Raw genomic sequence first — 18,760 nt, 5'->3', positions numbered from 1 at the left:
CTTTCAGGACCAGATGTCAGTGGCGTCTGCATGGATCAATAGAAAAGCGCTTGCGCGAGCACAATGCTGATTGAGCTGAGGGGCCTGGAAAGTGAGCAATACGTGCTAAGGCGAGATGCGTGAGGCAGGCTGGTGGTCGCAAGAAGGGAAATGAACTAGGGAAATGAAAAGAAGAGCGCAGAGCGAACAGTGAAGAAGCTGGTATCTTTCGGGCATGCGGAAACGCAAAAAGGCCATCCGTTTCCGGATGGCCTTTTCACTTGAATCTGGTCGGGACGACAGGATTCGAACCTGCGACCTCTGCAACCCCATTGCAGCGCGCTACCAAGCTGCGCCACGTCCCGACAGTGTCCGGAAGAGCTTCCCCCTCAAGACGAGACGTAATGTACCGCATTGATCTCAAAAAGAAAAGCAGGAATCTCACATTTCTTTACCTGCATCGTGATCTGGTGTCGCAGTGCCCCCTGAATCCGCTGTCGGCATTGCAAAATGCCCGGGTGCGACGCATGTTCATGAAGCAGGCATTCATTGCGCACCTTCGAATGCAACGCCCCATGAACGACAATCGTCCAGAGGAGTTCGCGACTGATGATCCAATTCACGCTTACCACCACGCTCAAGGGCGGCACCAGTGTCAGCGGAGACCCCATAAAGGTCAGCGCCGACAGCGCCCCCGCCGCCGGCAGCCAGATCACCAAGGGGCAATGGCCGGCACTGGATGCCCTGTCACCCAACTTTCCGGTGACAGTGACGGGAGTCGAAGAGACCGAGGATGGCAACACCCTGGTGCGCCTCAAGGAAGCCGACAGCCCGGATGCCAACGACCCCGACAGTTACCGCTACACGCCCTGGAAGTAAGCGAGCGGCGGCGTAAATCAGTGGGAAGGCATCAGGGGTTATCGCGCCAGCATCGAACAGGCAATATATTGCGTATCAGGCGCAATACTTCCTCATGTCATTGCACACAATGGAAAGTGAGGCATTTTTTGACTTTCACTGCGTTAGCATAGGGTTTGTGAACCTTTCGTTGGCTCTGGTGAGCTGTGGCTCATGATGAGGTGATGTATCATCTAGCTTTCCCGGTTAGTGCCTGGCGTGCACTGACATCTCGATGCCCGAGGTCACATGGTCAGCCCATTGAAATTGATAGTTACCTCCTGGCGTTGGCTGGTCGGCAAGACCGGCTCCGCCCGCGAGATACTCCATCATGGCTTTCTCGTTTCCGCTGTCTTCATCGGGTTGATTTCGGCCCTCTTCAACTCCCTGTTTGACCTCACCCTGCCGGCGTACAATATCGTGCTGGTCATCATCAGCGCGTTCATCGCCCTGATGTGGTATCGCTCGCGCTTTCATGGCGAGTTCCAGCGGATGGCCTGGCTGTTCTGTGCGCTGGTCACCTTCGTGATGCTGCCCGGCAACTGGCTGTTCAATCATGGCGCGACCGGCCCGACCCTGCTGTTCTATCTGATGGCGTCGGCCTATGTGCTGGCGGTTCTGCCCCCCAATCCCAAACGCCGAGGCATCATCATCATCGGCCTGATGTTCATGCCGTGGGCACTGCTGGCCTTTGAACACGCAAGGCCGGGGCTAGTCAGCGGATATGCCTCCGAAGGCATGCGTTTTCTCGATATGGGCTTCAGCTACACGCTGGCCTTCGGGCTGCTCAGCGTGGTGATCGCAGGCTACGCCCGACGTATCCATGAAGAGCGCGATATCGCCAATGCCTATGCCGCGCGCCTCGAGCGCCTCAGCCTGCTGGACAGTCTGACCGGCCTCTACAATCACCGCGCCATCCATGAACAGGCCGAAGCCTGGATCAGGCGTTCACAAAGTGCCTGTCTGCTGATCTGCGATCTGGATCACTTCAAGATGATCAATGACAATCACGGGCATCCGTATGGCGACACGGTACTGGAAGAGTTCTCACGCCATGTCAGCCAGTTGACCCGGGAGTTCTCGGGAGAAGCCGGACGCTATGGCGGCGAGGAGTTCATGATCCTGATTCCCGGCACCCTGGCGACGGCTCGCCAGTTCGACAGATGCCTGCGGGAGCGCTGCGAAGCCTCGCCCCTGCTGCACGGCGTGATCCTCTTCAGCACCGGCGCCAGCGAATTGCACCCCGACGACACCCTGTCGAGCTGGGTCAAGCGCAGCGATGACGCCCTCTACCACGCCAAGGAAAATGGCCGAGGCCGCCTGATGGTCGACAAGGACCTGAGCGTCATCTGAGCCGCGGCCGGACCGAAACAGCCTCGATCACGTCAGCCGCTCCGGCTGAGCCATCCCCAACGACATCGCCCCCGCAAGCCATGCTTGCGGGGGCGATGTGTCTGGGCCGGTGCGAGGCTGATGTCGCTCAGCGCTCGCCCTTCAGCCACTCGAGATTGATCTCGTGCTGGCCGTTGTCATCGGTGAGGAAGATGGTGCCTTCGGAAATCATCACGGTCCACTTGATGTTGCGTGGCAGCGACTCGGTGATGGCGTCCAGCGACCCTTCCGGCACGGCCGCGATGTTGAGGTTGGAGAGCCCCGCGACCGCCGGCACGACCTTGGTTTCCCACACGCGCAGGCTGCCATAGGCCAGCAGCGAGGTACGCTCGGTGCGTCGCGAGCACCAGGTCAGGCGCTCGGCATCCGGCTGACCGACTTCGATCCAGTGCAGGATACGGCCATCGAGGCTCTTTTCCCACAACGCCGGCTCATCGACATCGGACAGGCCGCGACCGAACGCAATGTTCTCGCTGTACCAAAGGGCGTGGCCCAGCAGACGCACGCACAGGCGCAGTTCGGTTTCGGAGGGATGACGAGCCACGGTGAAGCGCAGGGTCTCGTAGACGCCGCGATCCAGGTCGGTCAGCGACAGATCCACCTTGTAAGGCGTGGAAGACAGGGCCATGAAAATCTCTTCTTGAAAAGGCAGACGTCTTGGAAAGGCGATGGCAGGCAGTCACTCTCCTGATAAAGCACCATGCTCCTCGACTGAACCAGGCGCGTGACAGGGCAAGCGCGTGGATACGGAGCGCAGAGTCTACCCTAGCCGGGCCCTGAACGCCCGACTCCTGCCTGGCATGCCCGCCCTCAGGCGAGGTGACGCGCCACCAGGGCATCGATGGCATCGATATCGCTCAGGCTTTCGCGCGCCATGATCAACTCGCGCCCGAGTGCCAGCGCCCGCCGCTCGGCACGCGCGCGGGTGGTCTCATCGCTGATGGATTCGAGTTCCAGAATATGCGCCAGCCCCACAGTGCGGCGAATCAGCTCACAGCCGGCGTAGCCGAGTGCGTCACGCAACATGCGCGACAACAGACGCTCTGCCACGCCCGGCGCAGCGAAGCTGGCATCCGGCGAGTGGGCGGCCTGCTCACGATACTCACGAGCGAAGCTTTCCCAACTGGCGACCGCCTGGGCACGCAGCTTTGCCAGGTAGTCACGCTTGTCGCCCTGCTCGCCCTCAAGTTCGGTATGCGCACAGGCCGCCAGCCACAGTGCCGCCAGCCAGCTGCCGATATCGAAGCCCGCCGGGCCGAAGAAGCCGAATTCCGGATCGATGACCTTGGTACTGTCTTCCCGCACGAAGATCGAGCCGGCATGCAGATCGCCATGCAGCAATGCTTCGGGCGCGGACAGAAAACGCTGCTTGAGCTCGGCCACTTCGACCTTGAGGGCGGCGTCCTGCCACAGGGCTTCGGCATCCGCACGCAGCGCCGGATTGATGCTGTTGCGTTCGTGATCGCAAAACGGATCGATGAAGAACAGGTCTTCGGTGATCTTGCACTGATCGGGATTGATGAAGCGGGCGACGCGCGCCTTCTTGTCGTGGGCATCGAGTGCCAGGTCGCTGCTGAGATACAGTGTGGTGGCCAGAAAACGCCCCATCTGCTCGCCCAGCCGCGGCAATGACGTGCGCTCCAGGAAGGCATGGCGCAGATTGCGGTGATCACCGATATCTTCCATCACGATCGCCGAGCGAGCTTCATCGAAGTGATGAAGCGCCGGTACCAGGTCGGGCGCACAGTCGGCCTCGAACCGCAGGGTTTCCGCCTCGATGCGCACACGCACCAGCGACAGCGGCCAGCTTTCGCCGATGATGCGCACCCAGGGCAGTCCCTGCTTGACGATCACCGAGGCGGAGCGGTCCGGCGTGCAGACGCGATAGACATAGTTGATGTTACCGTCGCCGATCTCTTCGACCTGAAGTTCTTCAGCGGTCGCGAAGGCCGGATAGCGTGCGCCGACGTGCTGGCGCGCGAAGGCGATCACATCCGCATTATCGCGAAACTGATAGTCGATGGAGGGCGCAGTGCTAGCGGTGGAGTCTTGAGCAGTCATGGCAGGTCTCAGCGCTGAGTCATGAAGTCGCCGGCCTCGGTGTCGCTTGGCGTGCGTGGCACGTGAAGCACCTCAAGGCTCTCACTTTATTCCAGATAGAAATAAGAAGGCGATCAGTTATAGCGAGAAGATGCCTGCTGGCGCGACGATTGGCAAGACCTGCCGAGTGAGTTTTGCTCAGCTCGGCAGGCGCTTGTCGCATGCAGGGCTTTGCATGTAGGACTTCGCATGCAGGATGCTGCATTACTGGATGGGTGCCAGCAGATAGGCCGCGCGCGAGACCAGCTTGCGCCACATCGGCCGCGCATCCAGCTCTTCGCAGCTGATTTCACGACAGTGACGGAAATCTTCCTCGAGCATCGCCTCCACTTCCGAGGCGAACTGGTGATCAGGCACGAACGCCGTGATCTCGAAGTTGAGTCGGAAGGAGCGATTGTCGAGATTGACAGTGCCGATGGTCGCCGTATGGCTGTCCATCAACATTACCTTCTGATGCAGGAAGCCGGGCTGATAGCGGAAGACACGCACACCGGAGCGAATCATCTCGGACAGGAACGAGAACGCCGACAGGAATACCAGCAGGTGATCGGGACGCTCAGGAATCATCACCCGCACATCCACACCACGTAACGCTGCGATCTTGAGCGCATCCTGCACGCCCTGGTCCGGCACGAAATAGGGGCTGGTGATCCAGATGCGACTGACCGAGGAGTGAATCGCCTGCTGCACCAGCAGACTGGCCGTCTCGCGGCGATCCGCCGGGCCGGAAGGCACGATTACCACATGCTGACACTCGTCACAGCTGATCTGCGGCTGCCATTCGAGCGACAGCACCTCACTGGTCGCCCAGTGCCAGTCTTCCCAGAAGGCTTCCTGCAGCCCCATCACGCTGGGCCCCTCAAGCTTGAGGTGGGTATCGCGCCAGGCGCCATAGCGCTCGGAATGGCCCAGATATTCATTGCCGACATTCAGCCCGCCGACGAAGCCGACGCGGCCATCGATGACGGTGATCTTGCGGTGATTGCGGAAATTGATCTGGAAGCGATGGCGCCAGCCACGCGAGGAGTTGAAGGCGCTGACCTCACACCCCGACTCCAGCAGATCATTCAGATAGCCGTCGGGCAGCTTGCGCGAGCCGATCTCGTCATACAGGAAACAGACCCGCACGCCGCGTTCGGCGCGGTGCATCAACTTCTGCTTGAGACGCACCCCCAGCTCATCGTTACGCACGATGAAGAACTGGATCAGGATGTAATCCTCGGCGGCGTCGATGGCATGAAACAGCGCATCGAAGGTGTGCTCGCCATTGATCAGCAGCTTGGCGCGGTTGCCGGTGGTGACCGGCATCATTGCCAGACGCTCGATGGCATCCAGATGGGTGGGGTTGCCGCCCAGCGGGCGTGACAGCCACGGCGATAGCTTAGGCCGAAAGCGCATCAGCACGCGGCGCATGGTCGAATCGCGCTCCTCACGAGCGCTAACATAACCATAGAAGCGTGGGCGTCCGAACACCCAGTACAGCGGCAGCGCCACGTAGGGGAACGTCAGCAGGCACAGAATCCAGGCGATCGCCCCTTGAGAAGTGCGGCTCGACATCAGTGCCATAACGGCGGACATGGCACCGAGGATATGACTGGTCAGCAGTAGAAAGCCGAGTAGCCAGGCGGTCATTGCAACTCCATTGCAGACGTCAGGTTGCCAGAGTATGCCACAGCAGCGCGCGCAACGATGCCGTTGCATTGGCGCTCGTGAAGATGTCTTGAGCGCCACAAAGCCAAGAACCCCGCCGATGACTGATCACGGGCGGGGTTCTTCATCTCATATCACAAGGACGCATGTCACAAGGACGCATGCCACAGGACGTGACGACTCATCACTCGGCCGCCATCAGGCGCGGCTGGCGATGATTTCCTTCCACTTGGCCGGGCCCGTCTGGTGCACGGAGACGCCCGCGCTGTCGACGGCCACAGTCACCGGCATGTCTTCGACCTCGAATTCGTAGATCGCTTCCATGCCCAGGTCTTCAAACGCCAGCACGCGTGACTTCTTGATCGCCTGGGCGACCAGGTAGGCAGCGCCGCCGACGGCCATCAGGTAGCTGGACTTGTTGTCACGGATGGCGTCGATCGCGGTCGGGCCACGCTCTGCCTTGCCGACCATACCCAGGAGGCCGGTCTCTTCCAGCAGCGTGCGCGTGAACTTGTCCATGCGGGTCGCGGTGGTCGGGCCAGCCGGGCCGACGACTTCGTCACGGATTGGATCGACCGGGCCGACGTAGTAGATGAAGCGCCCCTTGAGGTCGACCGGCAGCTGCTCGCCACGTGCCAACATCTCGGTCATGCGCTTGTGGGCCGCATCACGGCCGGTCAGCAGCTTGCCGTTGAGCAGCAGCGTGTCGCCCGGCTGCCAGCTCTGAACTTCCTCGGGCGTCACGGTGTCGAGGTTGACACGCTTGACGCTGTCGCCCGCTTCACGGGTGATTTCCGGCCAGTCCTCGAGCTTGGGTGCCGGCAGTTCTGCCACGCCGCTGCCATCCAGGGTGAAGTGCACGTGGCGGGTCGCCGCGCAGTTCGGGATGATCGCCACCGGCTTGTTGGCCGCGTGGGTCGGGTAATCCATGACCTTGATGTCGAGCACGGTGGTCAGACCGCCGAGGCCCTGGGCGCCGACACCAGTCGCATTGACCTTCTCGAACAGCTCGAGACGGATCTCTTCGGCACGGTTGGAGGCACCACGCGCCTGCAGCTCCTGGATATCGATCGGCTCGAGCAGGGACTCCTTGGCCAGCTGCATCGCCTTCTCGGCGGTACCGCCAATGCCGATGCCCAGCATGCCGGGCGGACACCAGCCAGCACCCATCTTCGGAATCTGCTCCAGCACCCAGTCGACCACGGAGTCGGACGGGTTGAGCATCGCGAACTTGGACTTGGCTTCGCTGCCGCCACCCTTGGCCGCGACGTGGATCTCGACGCTGTCACCCGGCACCAGCTTGTGATGGATGATGGCCGGCGTGTTGTCCTTGGTATTGGCACGCTTGCCGTCCGGGTCTGCCAGCACGGAGGCGCGCAGCACGTTGTCCGGCAGCAGGTAGGCGCGACGCACGCCTTCGTTGACCATGTCGTCGAGACTCATGTCGGCCTCGAAGCGCACGTTCATACCGACATGAACGAAGACGGTGACGATACCGGTGTCCTGACAGATGGGACGATGACCCAGGGCACACATCCGGGAGTTGATCAGGATCTGCGCGATGGCATCCTTGGCGGCAGGATTCTCTTCACGCTCGTACGCCGCGTTCATGGCGTCGATGAAATCCTTCGGATGGTAGTAGGAGATGTACTGCAGCGCGTCGGCGACGCTCTGGATCAGGTCATCCTGGCGGATCACGGTCATCAGGATCGGCTCCTCAAGGGCAAGCGATGGGAAAGACAGACACACTGGCGCGCAGGGCACAGAGGCGATTACTGTTGTCAGGCACGGCAATCGCGCCGCCACGGGGCGAGCGTCAGGTCAGGTGCGCAGGATTATACCTCATGCGAGCACGCGGCGGCAGAGCGAATCCTGCAACCCGCAAGTCATGAGAATTCAGCAGGTTACAGCCCAGAATACGTGAGACTCTCCCGCCCGGAGCCGCCTGCTTCGCTGCCGGCAGTCGGGTGCATCGCAAGGCGACTGACGCCGTCCCGTTGCGGTACCGTCCTGTCATGCAGACTCCCTTTATTAACCACGATGACCACTCAATGACGCCACGCAACTGTTCCTCACGCCCCTATTCATCACGCCCCTATTCATCACCCCCCTATTCACCACGTCCCTGCTCGCCACGCTTCTTCTCGTTACGCGCCTTTTCGGGACGTCTGCTGTCACTGGCCGCTGCTGCGCTCACCTTATTGCTGGCAGGCTGTGGCACTCAGCCGGGTTCCGCCGCCGATGACGGAAGCGATACCTTCGACTGGGTAACATCTTCTCCCCCAGGCAAGAGCAATTCGCGGATTCGCCATCTAGTGCTGCACTACACCGATGATGATCTGCGCGGCTCCCTGATCAGCCTGACCGGCTCTCAGGTCAGCGCGCATTATCTGCTGTCGGCGCCGATGCCCGAGACCGGCCTGCCGCGCGTCTATCCGCTGGTGCCGGAAGCGCGCCGCGCCTGGCATGCCGGCGTCAGTCAGTGGGGTGAACGCAGCAACCTCAATGACACCTCCATCGGCATCGAGATCGTCAATGCCGGGCCGCTGGCACTGGTGCCAATGCAGACAAGCGAGCAGGAAGATGCCAGGGCGGCGGTCGCCAGACGCTGGTCCCCCTCGCGTGACTTCGCGCCGTGGAGCGAGGCGCAGATCAGCGCACTGATCACGCTGCTCAAGCCCATCATCGCGCACCATGGCATCAAGGCGGTGGATGTCGTCGGGCATTCGGACATCGCCCCTGAGCGCAAGACCGACCCCGGCCCGCGCTTCCCCTGGCAACGCCTGCATGACGCCGGCATCGGTGCCTGGCCACGCACCTCTGACGTGCTGTGCTTCCAGCGCCAGCTGGCAAGCGAGGGTCTGCCATCACATGAGGATCTGCTCACGGCGCTCACGCATTACGGCTATCCGGTGGACCATGCGCGTCCCGAATTGGCGATTGCCGCGTTCCAGGCACATTTTCGCCCCGGGGCGATCAGCGGAACCTTCGATGCCGAGAGTGTCGCGATATTGCTGGCGCTCAACGCACGTTACCGTCAGTCACTGGGCTGCCTGCCATCTTGAAATCGCCAGTTGCGAGACCTTCGCAGTCATCTGAACGACACTTATCTGTCACATTTCTGACGCAGCATCGGTTCGTCCTTGAAGCGTTAAACAGGTTTGCATGGCAGTTTGACGACCGCCGTCTACTCTGGGGTGAGGCATGACCAGAGAGGATCATGGACAGACAAGCTAGCGACTGGCTCGGAGAAGCCGGCACACCCCATCACAATGAGGTTCATCATGGCTGACAACATTCTCAGTGCGGTATCTGATACGGCAGCAGACATGACAACACCCGCCACATCCCCCGGCGCTCTCGGATTCGTCGTCTGTGATGACAATCGCATCTATGGAGCGGGCATGAGCGAAGAAGACTGCCTTGACAACACCCTGGAGTGCCTATGTGGTTTCTGTGAGCGCAGCGCGCTCAAGAAGATGCTGGAATTGTGCCAGGCCGGCGTGCGCTACCCCCTGCGCCAGCTTCCCGCCAGCCAGGCATGCGTCAACAGCTGCCAGGCCTCGGGCCCCACCGATCATTTCCGCATTCATGACGGCGTCGCCTATGCTCCGGAAGAGTTCGTGACACCTCTCACGGCATAAGCCATTCACGCCACTTTTACCCGCCCCCTGCATCGCATCCTCAAGAAAGCGCCCCTGCCACCGAGGTTTCAGTGACAGGGGCGCGCTCTGTTGCATTGCCTTCCTCTGGTGAGGCGCGGCAGCGAATCACGTGCCAGGCCTCTCAACCGCCGAGATAGGCGCGGCGTACATCGTCATTGGCCAGCAGCGCCTTGCCGCTGTCCGCCAGCACCACGCGACCATGCTCCAGCACGTATCCGCGATCGGCGATCGACAGGGCACGATGGGCGTTCTGCTCCACCAGGAAGATGGTGGTGCCCTGCTCGCGCAGCTGCTCGACGATCTCGAAGATCTGCCCGATCACGATGGGTGCCAGCCCCAGCGATGGCTCATCGAGCAACAGCAGCCGCGGCCGACTCATCAGGGCGCGCCCGATGGCCAGCATCTGCTGCTCTCCGCCGGACATGGTGCCGCCGCGCTGCTGGAAGCGCTCCTTGAGACGCGGGAAGAGCCCCAGCACGTGCTCGATGCTGCGCTCGTTCTCCTCCTTGCTCTGGTAATAGCCGCCCATGGCCAGGTTTTCCTCCACCGTCATGCCGGTGAAGATGCGACGACCTTCCGGTACCACCGACAGCCCACCGCGCATCACGCGTGCCGTAGGCGTGCCGGTGATCTCCTCGCCCTCGAACCACACCCGCCCGCTGGTTGGACGCGGATCGCCACAGATCGACATCAGAAGCGTCGTCTTGCCGGCACCGTTGGCACCGATCAGCGTCACGATCTCACCCTGGCCGACGGCCAGCGAGACATCATTGAGCGCCTGCACCGGCCCGTAGTGGGTGGTCAGATGCTCGAGTGCCAGCATGGCCTCCCGGGGCGCGAGTTCCTCATCGCCAAGCGTGGCCTCGGGCGTCACGTCTTCGACATGCTCACTCATGATCACTCTTCCCCCAGATAGGCCTTGATCACGGCATCGTTGCGCCGTATGTCCTCCGGACTGCCATCCGAAAGCGGCTGGCCCTGATTGACCACGTAGATGTGGTCCGAGATGCCCATCACCAGACTCATGTCATGCTCGATCAACAGTACCGAGATGCCCTCATCGCGTGTCAGGCTGACGATCAGATCATCCAGGTCCCGTGTCTCGTTGGGATTGAGGCCCGCCGCCGGCTCATCCAGCATCAGCAGCCGCGGCCTGGCGACCATGCAACGCGCGATCTCGAGTCGACGCTGCTGGCCATAGGCCAGATTGCCGGCCTCGCGATTGGCGAATTCGAGCAGACCGACTCGCTCCAGCCAATCGCCGGCATGCTGCATCAGCGCCTTTTCACTGCGTCGATAGCCCGGCGTCTTGAACAGTCCCTTGAGAAGATTGCGTTCGGCGTGCATGTGCTGCGCCACCAGCAGGTTCTCGATGACAGTCATCTCCTTGAATAGCCGCACGTTCTGGAAGGTGCGCACCATGCCGGCCTGGGCGATGCGATAGCCCGGCAGGCGATGCATGGCGCGGTTCTGGAAATACACCTCGCCACCGGTGGGCTGATAGAAGCCTGAGATGCAGTTGAAGACGGTGGTCTTGCCCGCACCATTCGGTCCGATGACCGACACCACCTCCCCCGGATGTACCTGAAGCGTCACCCCATCCACGGCCTTGAGGCCACCGAACTGCATGGTGAGATCGCGCACATCCAGCAATGGCACCCCACCCTCGGCGCGCGTCTGACGATGTGAGGAGGTGGCTGGTGCTGCCTTGTCAAAGCCTTGCCTGTCGCGGACCTGCTTGTCATATATGTCAGCCACGGTCGAGCTCCATCTGCGGTCGTTTGAGCGGCACCAGGCCCTGAGGACGCCACACCATCATCAGCACCATCATCAGTCCGAACAGCAGCATGCGATATTCATTGAATTCGCGTGCCAGCTCCGGCAGTAACGTCATGGCGATCGCGGCAAGAATAACACCCAGCTGCGAGCCCATTCCCCCCAGCACCACGATTGCCAGAATGATCGCCGACTCGATGAAGGTGAAGGACTCGGGACTGATGAAGCCCTGCCGCGCGGCGAAGAAGGCGCCGGCGAAACCGGCGAAGCTCGCACCGATCGTGAAGGCCGAGAGCTTGATGCCGGTGGGGTTCATGCCCAGCGAGCGACAGGCGATGTCATCCTCGCGCAACGCCTCCCACGCCCGCCCAATGGGCATGCGCAGCAAGCGGTAGATCACGAACAGCGTGATCAGCACCAGAATCAAGGCCAGCAGATACAGGTAGATCACCTTGAGGGCCGGGTCATAGTCGATGCCGAAGAACTCATGGAAGGCGATGTTGCCCTCGTCGGCTCTCCGCGAGAACTCGAGATTGAACAAGGTCGGCTTGGGAATGCGCGCGATGCCATTCGGGCCGCCGGTCAGCTCGGTCCAGTTGTTGAGCAGGATGCGGATGATCTCGCCGAAGCCCAGCGTCACGATGGCCAGGTAGTCACCACGCAGCCTTAGCACGGGGAAGCCAAGCAGATAGCCGAACAGCGCCGTCATCAATCCGGCGATGGGCAATGCCTCCCAGAAGCTGAAGCCCAGATAGCTGTTGAGCAACGCATAGGTATAGGCCCCGACGGCGTAGAAGCCCACGTAGCCGAGATCCAGCAGCCCGGCAAGGCCCACTACCACGTTGAGCCCCAGGCCCAACATGATGTAGATCAGCGTCAGAGTGGCGAGGTCCACCGCCGATCGGTTGGAGAGGAACGGGAAGATCAGCAACGCACCGATGGCCAGCATGATCCACAGCTGACGCTTCTGACCGCTCATCACATCCGGGACGCTGAAACGTGAAGGTTTGCGCGTGCGTGCGCGCCACTCCTCGATCTGCGGACGTACCAGCTGATGCAGGAAGACGGCCAGCGCGGCGGCCAGCAACCATCCCCAGGTGTCCATGCCCATCAAGCGTACCGTGGTGGTGATACCGGTGGACTCGAGCTGCACACCCAGTACCGATCCCCCCAGCACGAGGGTCAGCACCGCGGCCGCAAGTGCCGACCACCAGGGCCGCCGATAGGAAGGCTGTGGCGGAATCGTCTCGGCGGGCGAGGTACCCGCTGTCTTCAGCGTCTGTTTCGCAAGCTTGGGCATCAGATCTTCTCCACTTCGGGCTTGCCGAGAATCCCGGAGGGACGGAACAGCAGAATCAGGATCAGCAGCCCGAAGGCCACCACGTCCTTGTATTCAGTCGACAGGTAACCGCCGGTCAGCGCCTCCGCGACGCCCAGCAGCAGCCCCCCCAGCATGGCGCCGGGGATGCTGCCGATACCGCCCAGCACCGCTGCCGTGAACGCCTTGAGGCCGGCCAGGAAGCCGATGTAGGGATTGACCACGCCGTAGTACATGCCGAGCAGCAGGCCCGCCACGGCGGCAAGCGCCGCCCCGATCACGAAGGTCATCGAGATGATCATGTCGGTATTGATGCCCAGCAGACGCGCCATGCCAGCATCCTGCGAGCAGGCACGGCAGGCACGCCCCAGGCGCGAGCGCGAGATGAAGGACGACAGCAGCAGCATGCACACCAGGGTGACGCTGAAGATGATCACCTGCATGTAGGAGAGATTGACTGCGAAGCTCTCGATGCCGAATTCCCAGCCGCCCGGGATCAGGCTGGAGATCGCCATGTCACGCGACCCCTGGGCCAGACGCATGTAGTTCTGCAGGAAGATCGACATGCCGATCGCCGAGATCAGCGCGATCAGACGCTTTGAGCCACGTACCGGGCGATAGGCCACCCGCTCCACGGCAAAGCCGTAGGCACAGGACACCAGCACCGCCACCAGCAAGGCGGCCGCCATCAGAAAGAAGGGGTTGGCGATACCCAGCATGCCCAGCGCCGCGATGACGATGAAGGTCACATAGGTGCCGATCATGTAGATCTCGCCGTGGGCGAAATTGATCATGCCGATGATGCCATAGACCATCGTGTAGCCGATGGCGATCAAGGCATAGGTACTGCCGATGGTCAGGCCATTGATGACCTGTTGCAGGAAGTAGAGGATGTCTTCCATTGGAACGACCCTTGGCCGCGACTGTCGTCGGCTTGTGGCCGGTGACCGTCAGGGAAAATGCCGCATGCGCGGCGACAACGGGAAGGCACGGCGATATTGCATCACCGTGGACTCGACCGAACGGAGCAGCCCGCCATGCCAGGTGGCATGACGGGAAGCGTCTCGGGGGTGATCCACCACGACCACATGAGGTCTCGAATGAGATGTCACATGGCCGTGGCGAAGGCTGGGCTCAGACGAGCAGAGGCCAGCCGATGATCAATGTGCCGCTTCGGTCTTGGTTCCGTCGGCGTGCCAGTTGTAGACGACGAAGTTGAAGTCCTTCAGATCGCCCTTCTCGTCGTATTCGACCTTGCCGATGGGCGTGTCGAAGCTGTTGGCGCGCAGATATTCGGCAACGTCATAGGGATCGGTGGAGTCGGCGCCCTTGATGCCATCGGCGATCAGTTCCACCGCGGTGTAGGCCGGCATGACGAACGGGCCGGAGGGGTCCTGATCCTTGTCCTTGAAGGCTGCGACCAGATCGGCGTTCTTCGGGTCTGTCTCGAAGGCCGGCGGCAGCGTCACGTAAAGCCCTTCGGAGGCCTGACCGGCGATCTTGGAAATATCCGGGTTACCGACCCCTTCCGGGCCCATAAAGGGGGCATCGAAGCCCAGCTCACGTGACTGACGCAGCAAGAGGCCCAGTTCCGGGTGATAGCCGCCGTAGTAGACGAAGTCGACATTCTCCTTCTTGAGCTTGGAGATCAGCGCCGAGAAATCCTTGTCGCCTGCCGTGATGCCCTCGAACAGCACCACATCGATGCCCGCCTCCTCGACGGTGTCGCGCACGCCGGTGGCGATGCCTTCCCCGTACTGCTGCTTGTCGTGGATCACGGCCATGTGCGTGGGCTTGACCGTCTCGGCGATATAGCGCCCGGCGACCGGCCCCTGCAGGGAATCCAGGCCGATGGTGCGGAAGACCAGCTCATAGCCCTGCTCGGTGATGGTCGGGCTGGTGGACGCCGCCGTGATCATCATCACACCTTCCTCGGCGTAGATGTCCGAGGCCGGCTGGGTCGCGCTGGAGCACAGGTGGCCGATTACGTACTGGACACCGTCATTGACGATCTGGTTGGCCACCGCCACCGCCTGCTTGGGGTCACAGGCGTCGTCGTATTTGACGCCCTTGAGCATCTCGCCGTCGACGCCACCGGCGGCATTGATCCGCTCGATGGCCATCTCGGCACCGATGAACTGCATGTCACCGTACTGGGCGACCGGCCCCGTGACTGGGCCTGCCATGGCGATGGTGATATCGGCCTGAGCCTGGGTGGACATCGCCGCGGCGATACCGAGAGCGAGAAGAGACCTGCGCATCATGATGAAAATTCCTGTTCCCGATTATTGTTGTACTACTGTTGTTGCACTACGGCCGGGCAGCCCTGACTGACGCCTGGTGGCAGCGCTGGGCTGACCGAAAAAGGCTGGCGACAGTGTCTGTCATTCGCTGACCTTGTGCGCCGCTGCCAGCCTGCAGGCAGGGGATCGACACGTCAGGAATGCCTTGAAAGCATTATTGGCAGCAGCGAATACGCATGTAAAGTGACCGTTTGGGCGCTCATGGATGCGGCTCGGCAACCTGCCAATAGCGAAAAGCACCACGCTTTCCATGGTGGCCAGACAATCCTCGGAAATCCTGATCAAATCCAGTCATTGGCACATGCCAATACGCAGACAACAGGATTTCCCTCTCCTCTTGCACCATCAAAAGGCACTGCAGGCCCCCGCTCGGCTACGCCCAAGGTTGTAAGAGAAGCAATCCTGCTGCCCTCCCCGAGCAACCGGTTGGTCCTGAGCCATGCATTGAGCTGCAATGTGATGATCAGCAACGCATAGACAAGATAACGGGATAACTTGTTGATGGCGCTTCCCCGACAGATACCCGCCACCCTGAACGCCACGCGCCCGACGATGTCTCCCATCGTCGGGCGCGCAGGGTCATGCCTTTAGTAACGCGGATGCTGAGGGATGGAGAATAGCGTCAGCCCAGCGCGATCAGGCGATTGCGAACGTCGTTGATCTGGTCGCGTAGTCGACCGGCTTCCTCGAACTCGAGGTTCTTGGCCGCGGCAAACATGGCATCTTCGAGACGGCTGATCTCCTTCTCGAGCGCCTGAGGCCCTTCGGCTGCCAGCGCGGCGTAGTCCGGCGTCTCTTCCGCCACCTGACGCTCGCTGCCCTTGCGACGGCTGTTCTTGCGGCCCGGCGCCTGGGCACCTTCCATGATATCCGCCACCGACTTGGTGATGGTGCGTGGCGTGATGCCGTGCTCGTCATTGAAGGCCATCTGCTTCTCGCGACGGCGTTCGGTCTCGGCGATGGCCCGCTGCATGGAATCGGTGATGCGATCCCCGTACAGGATGGCCTTGCCGTTGGCGTTACGCGCCGCGCGGCCGATGGTCTGGATCAGGGAGCGCTCCGAGCGCAGGAAGCCCTCCTTGTCGGCATCCAGGATCGCCACCAGCGAGACCTCCGGTATATCGAGCCCCTCACGCAGCAGGTTGATGCCGACCAGCACATCGAACTTGCCCAGACGCAGATCACGAATGATCTCGACCCGCTCGACGGTGTCGATATCGGAGTGCAGATAGCGTACCCGCACGTCGTGCTCGCCCAGATACTCGGTCAGGTCTTCCGACATGCGCTTGGTCAGCGTGGTGATCAGCACGCGCTCGCCCACCTGGGTACGCGCCTTGATCTCGGAGAGCACATCATCGACCTGAGTCGAGGCCGAACGCACCTCGATGACCGGATCAAGCAGCCCGGTGGGACGCACCACCTGCTCCACCACCTGGCCGGCATGCTCTTCTTCGTAGGGGCCAGGCGTCGCAGAGACGAAGACAGTCTGCGGCAGGATGCTCTCCCACTCCTCGAATTTCATCGGACGGTTGTCCAGCGCAGACGGCAGACGGAAGCCGTACTCCACCAGCGTTTCCTTGCGCGAACGGTCACCGCGGTACATGCCGCCGACCTGCGGCACGCTGACGTGGGACTCATCGATGAACACCAGCGCGTCCTTGGGCAGGTAATCGAAGAAGGTCGGCGGCGCATTGCCGGGATCACGCCCCGACAGATAGCGCGAGTAGTTCTCGATGCCGTTGCAGTAGCCCAGCTCCATCATCATCTCGATGTCATAGAGGGTACGCTGCTCTAGGCGCTGGGCCTCGACCAGCTTGTCGTGCTTGCGCAGGTAATCGAGGCGCTCGACCAGCTCTTCCTTGATGCGATCGACCGCGGCGACGATGGTCTCGCGCGGCGTCACGTAGTGACTCTTGGGATAGATGGTCATACGCGGCACCGACTCGGCCACTTCACCGGTCAGCGGATCGAACAGCCGGATTGAATCGATCTCATCATCGAACAGCTCCACACGCACCGCCTGCTCTTCGGAGTCGGCCGGGAAGATGTCGATCACATCGCCGCGCACCCGATAGGTACCGCGCCGGAAATCCATGTCGTTGCGGGTGTACTGCAGCTCCGCCAGACGCCTGAGAAAGCCGCGCTGATCGATCTGTTCGCCACGATTAAAGTGCAAGCGCATCTTCAGATATTGATCCGGGTCACCCAGGCCATAGATGGCCGAGACGGAGACCACGATGATCGCATCGCGGCGTTCCAAGAGCGCCTTGGTCGCCGATAGACGCATCTGCTCGATGTGGTCATTGATCGAGGCATCCTTCTCGATGAAGGTATCAGAGGAAGCGACGTAGGCTTCGGGCTGATAGTAATCGTAATAGGAGACGAAATATTCGACGGCATTGTCGGGGAAGAACGACTTGAACTCGCCGTACAACTGTGCCGCCAGCGTCTTGTTGGGGGCCATGACGATAGCCGGGCGCTGCAGACGCTCCACGATGTTGGCCACCGTGAAGGTCTTGCCGGAGCCGGTCACGCCCAGGAGGGTCTGATGCGCCAAGCCCGCGTCCAGGCCGGTGATCAGCTTCTCGATGGCCGCCGGTTGGTCACCGGCCGGCTGGAACTTGGAATCGATGCGAAATGATTTGCTCATGCGCTCTCAATGGTGGCAGTCAGTCGGGTCTTCAACTGACGACAGGCAGATGATTGCCCGGCGGCATCATTCGCTCGCGGGCGCTTCTTGACTGGTCACCGAGACCCGGGTGCTGGTCATCAGGCGATGGATGGGGCAACGCTCGGAGATCTCGATCAGACGCGCGCGCGTCTCGGCGTCCAGCTCATGGCCCTCCTCGGCCAGAAACTGCATGCTGACCGTGAGGCGATATTCGCTGTGGCTGCCACGGCGCTCGTCGCTGTCGTCCCGGTCCACCGTGGTGGTGATCCCCGCCAGCGGCAAGCCCTTGCGCCGAGCGTACATCTGCACGGTGATCGACTTGCAGGCCCCCAGCGACAGGTCGAAGTAGTCATGCGGGTCCGGGGCGCTCTCGTCACCACCGACCACCGCCGGCACATCGACCAGCAACTCATCAAAGCTTGCGACCTGTACCCGCTGCACGAAACTGCCTGACCGACGGCTGATTACCTCAATACTCATTCGTCACCTCCCTGTCGCTGATCTGTCCGTGACCCCGCTCGTGAGACGTTGCCTGTTTCCCGCCTGTCCAGCGTCACCGCACCGCGGTCACTTGACCTTGTAACCGGCCTTCTCGATCGTCTTGACCAGCGCGTCATAACGCACCTGACCGTCGACTTCGGCAAAGCCACGCCCGACCTCGGCTTCCTTGACGCCATCCATCATCATCAGCGCCGTGGTGACCTTGTTGACGTCCTTGACGCTCTCGACGCCGATCAAAGTTAGAGAAAAGCTGGCCATCGTGTCATTCCTGTCATGCAGTAAAAAAGGGGCGCCGCGGCGCATTGCAGCCGTCAAGAATAGCACGGTTGCCTGACAATCAGCGCGCGTCAGACTCGTCGCGAACTGGGCCACAGAAATGCCTGACGTAACAAGAACACTGATTTGCGCGTTCTTTTGCTGCCAGTCGGGGCACAAGGGGCTGACAGCCGCCAGCTGGCGCGTAACAATGCGGGCATCCGACATGCCGCCTGGTTGCCAGTGCGCCACC

16 protein-coding genes and 1 tRNA gene are annotated in these 18,760 nt (G+C 61.5%); 4 read left to right on the top strand and 13 right to left on the bottom strand.

Translation table 11 applies throughout. The features are described from left to right. Positions 1 to 267 precede the first annotated feature (267 nt). Positions 268 to 344: transfer RNA gene (locus NH396_RS15775), tRNA-Pro, on the bottom strand. Positions 345 to 588: 244 nt separating this feature from the next. Between NH396_RS15775 and NH396_RS15770 the strand changes: the two genes are divergently transcribed. Together NH396_RS15770 and NH396_RS15765 are read left to right on the top strand one after the other, a co-directional pair. Then, on the top strand, positions 589 to 858 hold the full coding sequence (locus NH396_RS15770; RefSeq protein WP_253064801.1) for a hypothetical protein: 270 nt from the start codon (positions 589 to 591) through the stop codon (positions 856 to 858). A 267-nt stretch (positions 859 to 1,125) separates the two neighbouring features. Beyond that, on the top strand, positions 1,126 to 2,229 hold the full coding sequence (locus NH396_RS15765; protein ID WP_253064799.1) for a GGDEF domain-containing protein: 1,104 nt from the start codon (positions 1,126 to 1,128) through the stop codon (positions 2,227 to 2,229). Positions 2,230 to 2,356: 127 nt separating this feature from the next. Here the strand turns inward: NH396_RS15765 and NH396_RS15760 are convergent, their stop codons facing one another. From NH396_RS15760 to NH396_RS15745, 4 genes are all read right to left on the bottom strand, one after another. Then, entirely contained in the window at positions 2,357 to 2,896 is a 540-nt protein-coding gene (locus tag NH396_RS15760; protein ID WP_253064798.1) for a YaeQ family protein, read from the bottom strand. A 182-nt stretch (positions 2,897 to 3,078) separates the two neighbouring features. Then, on the bottom strand, positions 3,079 to 4,329 hold the full coding sequence (mtnK, locus tag NH396_RS15755) for an S-methyl-5-thioribose kinase (RefSeq protein ID WP_253064797.1): 1,251 nt from the start codon (positions 4,327 to 4,329) through the stop codon (positions 3,079 to 3,081). Between the two features lie 243 nt (positions 4,330 to 4,572). Beyond that, a complete protein-coding gene (gene cls, locus NH396_RS15750) occupies positions 4,573 to 6,000 on the bottom strand; it encodes a cardiolipin synthase (protein WP_253064796.1) in 1,428 nt (475 codons plus the stop codon). Positions 6,001 to 6,216: 216 nt separating this feature from the next. Continuing rightward, on the bottom strand, positions 6,217 to 7,722 hold the full coding sequence (locus tag NH396_RS15745) for a fumarate hydratase (RefSeq protein ID WP_054556993.1): 1,506 nt from the start codon (positions 7,720 to 7,722) through the stop codon (positions 6,217 to 6,219). Between the two features lie 347 nt (positions 7,723 to 8,069). On the opposite strand from NH396_RS15745, the gene NH396_RS15740 reads away from it, so the two are divergent. Together NH396_RS15740 and NH396_RS15735 are read left to right on the top strand one after the other, a co-directional pair. After that, positions 8,070 to 9,083 carry an N-acetylmuramoyl-L-alanine amidase gene (locus tag NH396_RS15740; protein ID WP_253064795.1) on the top strand — a complete coding sequence of 338 codons (1,014 nt, stop codon included), beginning with the start codon at positions 8,070 to 8,072 and terminating at the stop codon, positions 9,081 to 9,083. Positions 9,084 to 9,302: 219 nt separating this feature from the next. Further along, entirely contained in the window at positions 9,303 to 9,662 is a 360-nt protein-coding gene (locus NH396_RS15735) for a hypothetical protein (RefSeq protein WP_253064794.1), read from the top strand. Positions 9,663 to 9,804: 142 nt separating this feature from the next. On the opposite strand, the gene NH396_RS15730 is transcribed toward NH396_RS15735, so the two are convergent. From NH396_RS15730 to NH396_RS17210, 8 genes are all read right to left on the bottom strand, one after another. After that, a complete protein-coding gene (locus NH396_RS15730) occupies positions 9,805 to 10,506 on the bottom strand; it encodes an ABC transporter ATP-binding protein (protein WP_043336899.1) in 702 nt (233 codons plus the stop codon). A 74-nt stretch (positions 10,507 to 10,580) separates the two neighbouring features. Further along, entirely contained in the window at positions 10,581 to 11,336 is a 756-nt protein-coding gene (gene livG, locus NH396_RS15725) for a high-affinity branched-chain amino acid ABC transporter ATP-binding protein LivG (RefSeq protein ID WP_290441820.1), read from the bottom strand. Between the two features lie 97 nt (positions 11,337 to 11,433). Next, a complete protein-coding gene (livM, locus tag NH396_RS15720; RefSeq protein ID WP_176677245.1) occupies positions 11,434 to 12,759 on the bottom strand; it encodes a high-affinity branched-chain amino acid ABC transporter permease LivM in 1,326 nt (441 codons plus the stop codon). After that, the gene (livH, locus tag NH396_RS15715; RefSeq protein WP_253064793.1) at positions 12,759 to 13,679 is read right to left on the bottom strand and encodes a high-affinity branched-chain amino acid ABC transporter permease LivH; all 921 of its coding nucleotides are present in this window, start codon (positions 13,677 to 13,679) and stop codon (positions 12,759 to 12,761) included. The genes livM and livH overlap by 1 nt, the downstream gene beginning before the upstream one ends. A gap of 258 nt (positions 13,680 to 13,937) precedes the next feature. Next, positions 13,938 to 15,041, bottom strand: coding sequence for a branched-chain amino acid ABC transporter substrate-binding protein (locus NH396_RS15710; protein WP_253064792.1), 1,104 nt, complete (start codon positions 15,039 to 15,041; stop codon positions 13,938 to 13,940). A 661-nt stretch (positions 15,042 to 15,702) separates the two neighbouring features. Beyond that, the gene (gene uvrB, locus NH396_RS15705; RefSeq protein WP_253064790.1) at positions 15,703 to 17,730 is read right to left on the bottom strand and encodes an excinuclease ABC subunit UvrB; all 2,028 of its coding nucleotides are present in this window, start codon (positions 17,728 to 17,730) and stop codon (positions 15,703 to 15,705) included. Positions 17,731 to 17,796: 66 nt separating this feature from the next. After that, positions 17,797 to 18,231, bottom strand: coding sequence for an OsmC family protein (locus NH396_RS15700; protein WP_253064788.1), 435 nt, complete (start codon positions 18,229 to 18,231; stop codon positions 17,797 to 17,799). 87 nt (positions 18,232 to 18,318) lie between these two features. Then, complete coding sequence (locus NH396_RS17210) at positions 18,319 to 18,759, bottom strand: hypothetical protein (protein WP_306424424.1); 441 nt, start codon at positions 18,757 to 18,759, stop codon at positions 18,319 to 18,321. Position 18,760: the final 1 nt, after the last annotated feature.

Origin of the sequence: Cobetia sp. Dlab-2-AX (genome assembly GCF_024124625.1) — a bacterium.
Lineage (GTDB): Bacteria > Pseudomonadota > Gammaproteobacteria > Pseudomonadales > Halomonadaceae > Cobetia.
This window is presented reverse-complemented; position numbering and strand designations above follow the sequence as displayed.

Bases quoted from the DNA above. Each gene is read 5' to 3' on its own strand.
- NH396_RS15770 (WP_253064801.1), top strand. From the start codon at position 589: ATGATCCAATTCACGCTTACCACCACGCTCAAGGGCGGCACCAGTGTC.
- NH396_RS15765 (WP_253064799.1), top strand. From the start codon at position 1,126: ATGGTCAGCCCATTGAAATTGATAGTTACCTCCTGGCGTTGGCTGGTC.
- NH396_RS15760 (WP_253064798.1), bottom strand. From the start codon at position 2,896: ATGGCCCTGTCTTCCACGCCTTACAAGGTGGATCTGTCGCTGACCGAC.
- mtnK (WP_253064797.1), bottom strand. From the start codon at position 4,329: ATGACTGCTCAAGACTCCACCGCTAGCACTGCGCCCTCCATCGACTAT.
- cls (WP_253064796.1), bottom strand. From the start codon at position 6,000: ATGACCGCCTGGCTACTCGGCTTTCTACTGCTGACCAGTCATATCCTC.
- NH396_RS15745 (WP_054556993.1), bottom strand. From the start codon at position 7,722: ATGACCGTGATCCGCCAGGATGACCTGATCCAGAGCGTCGCCGACGCG.
- NH396_RS15740 (WP_253064795.1), top strand. From the start codon at position 8,070: ATGACGCCACGCAACTGTTCCTCACGCCCCTATTCATCACGCCCCTAT.
- NH396_RS15735 (WP_253064794.1), top strand. From the start codon at position 9,303: ATGGCTGACAACATTCTCAGTGCGGTATCTGATACGGCAGCAGACATG.
- NH396_RS15730 (WP_043336899.1), bottom strand. From the start codon at position 10,506: ATGCTGGCACTCGAGCATCTGACCACCCACTACGGGCCGGTGCAGGCG.
- livM (WP_176677245.1), bottom strand. From the start codon at position 12,759: ATGCCCAAGCTTGCGAAACAGACGCTGAAGACAGCGGGTACCTCGCCC.
- livH (WP_253064793.1), bottom strand. From the start codon at position 13,679: ATGGAAGACATCCTCTACTTCCTGCAACAGGTCATCAATGGCCTGACC.
- NH396_RS15710 (WP_253064792.1), bottom strand. From the start codon at position 15,041: ATGATGCGCAGGTCTCTTCTCGCTCTCGGTATCGCCGCGGCGATGTCC.
- uvrB (WP_253064790.1), bottom strand. From the start codon at position 17,730: ATGAGCAAATCATTTCGCATCGATTCCAAGTTCCAGCCGGCCGGTGAC.
- NH396_RS15700 (WP_253064788.1), bottom strand. From the start codon at position 18,231: ATGAGTATTGAGGTAATCAGCCGTCGGTCAGGCAGTTTCGTGCAGCGG.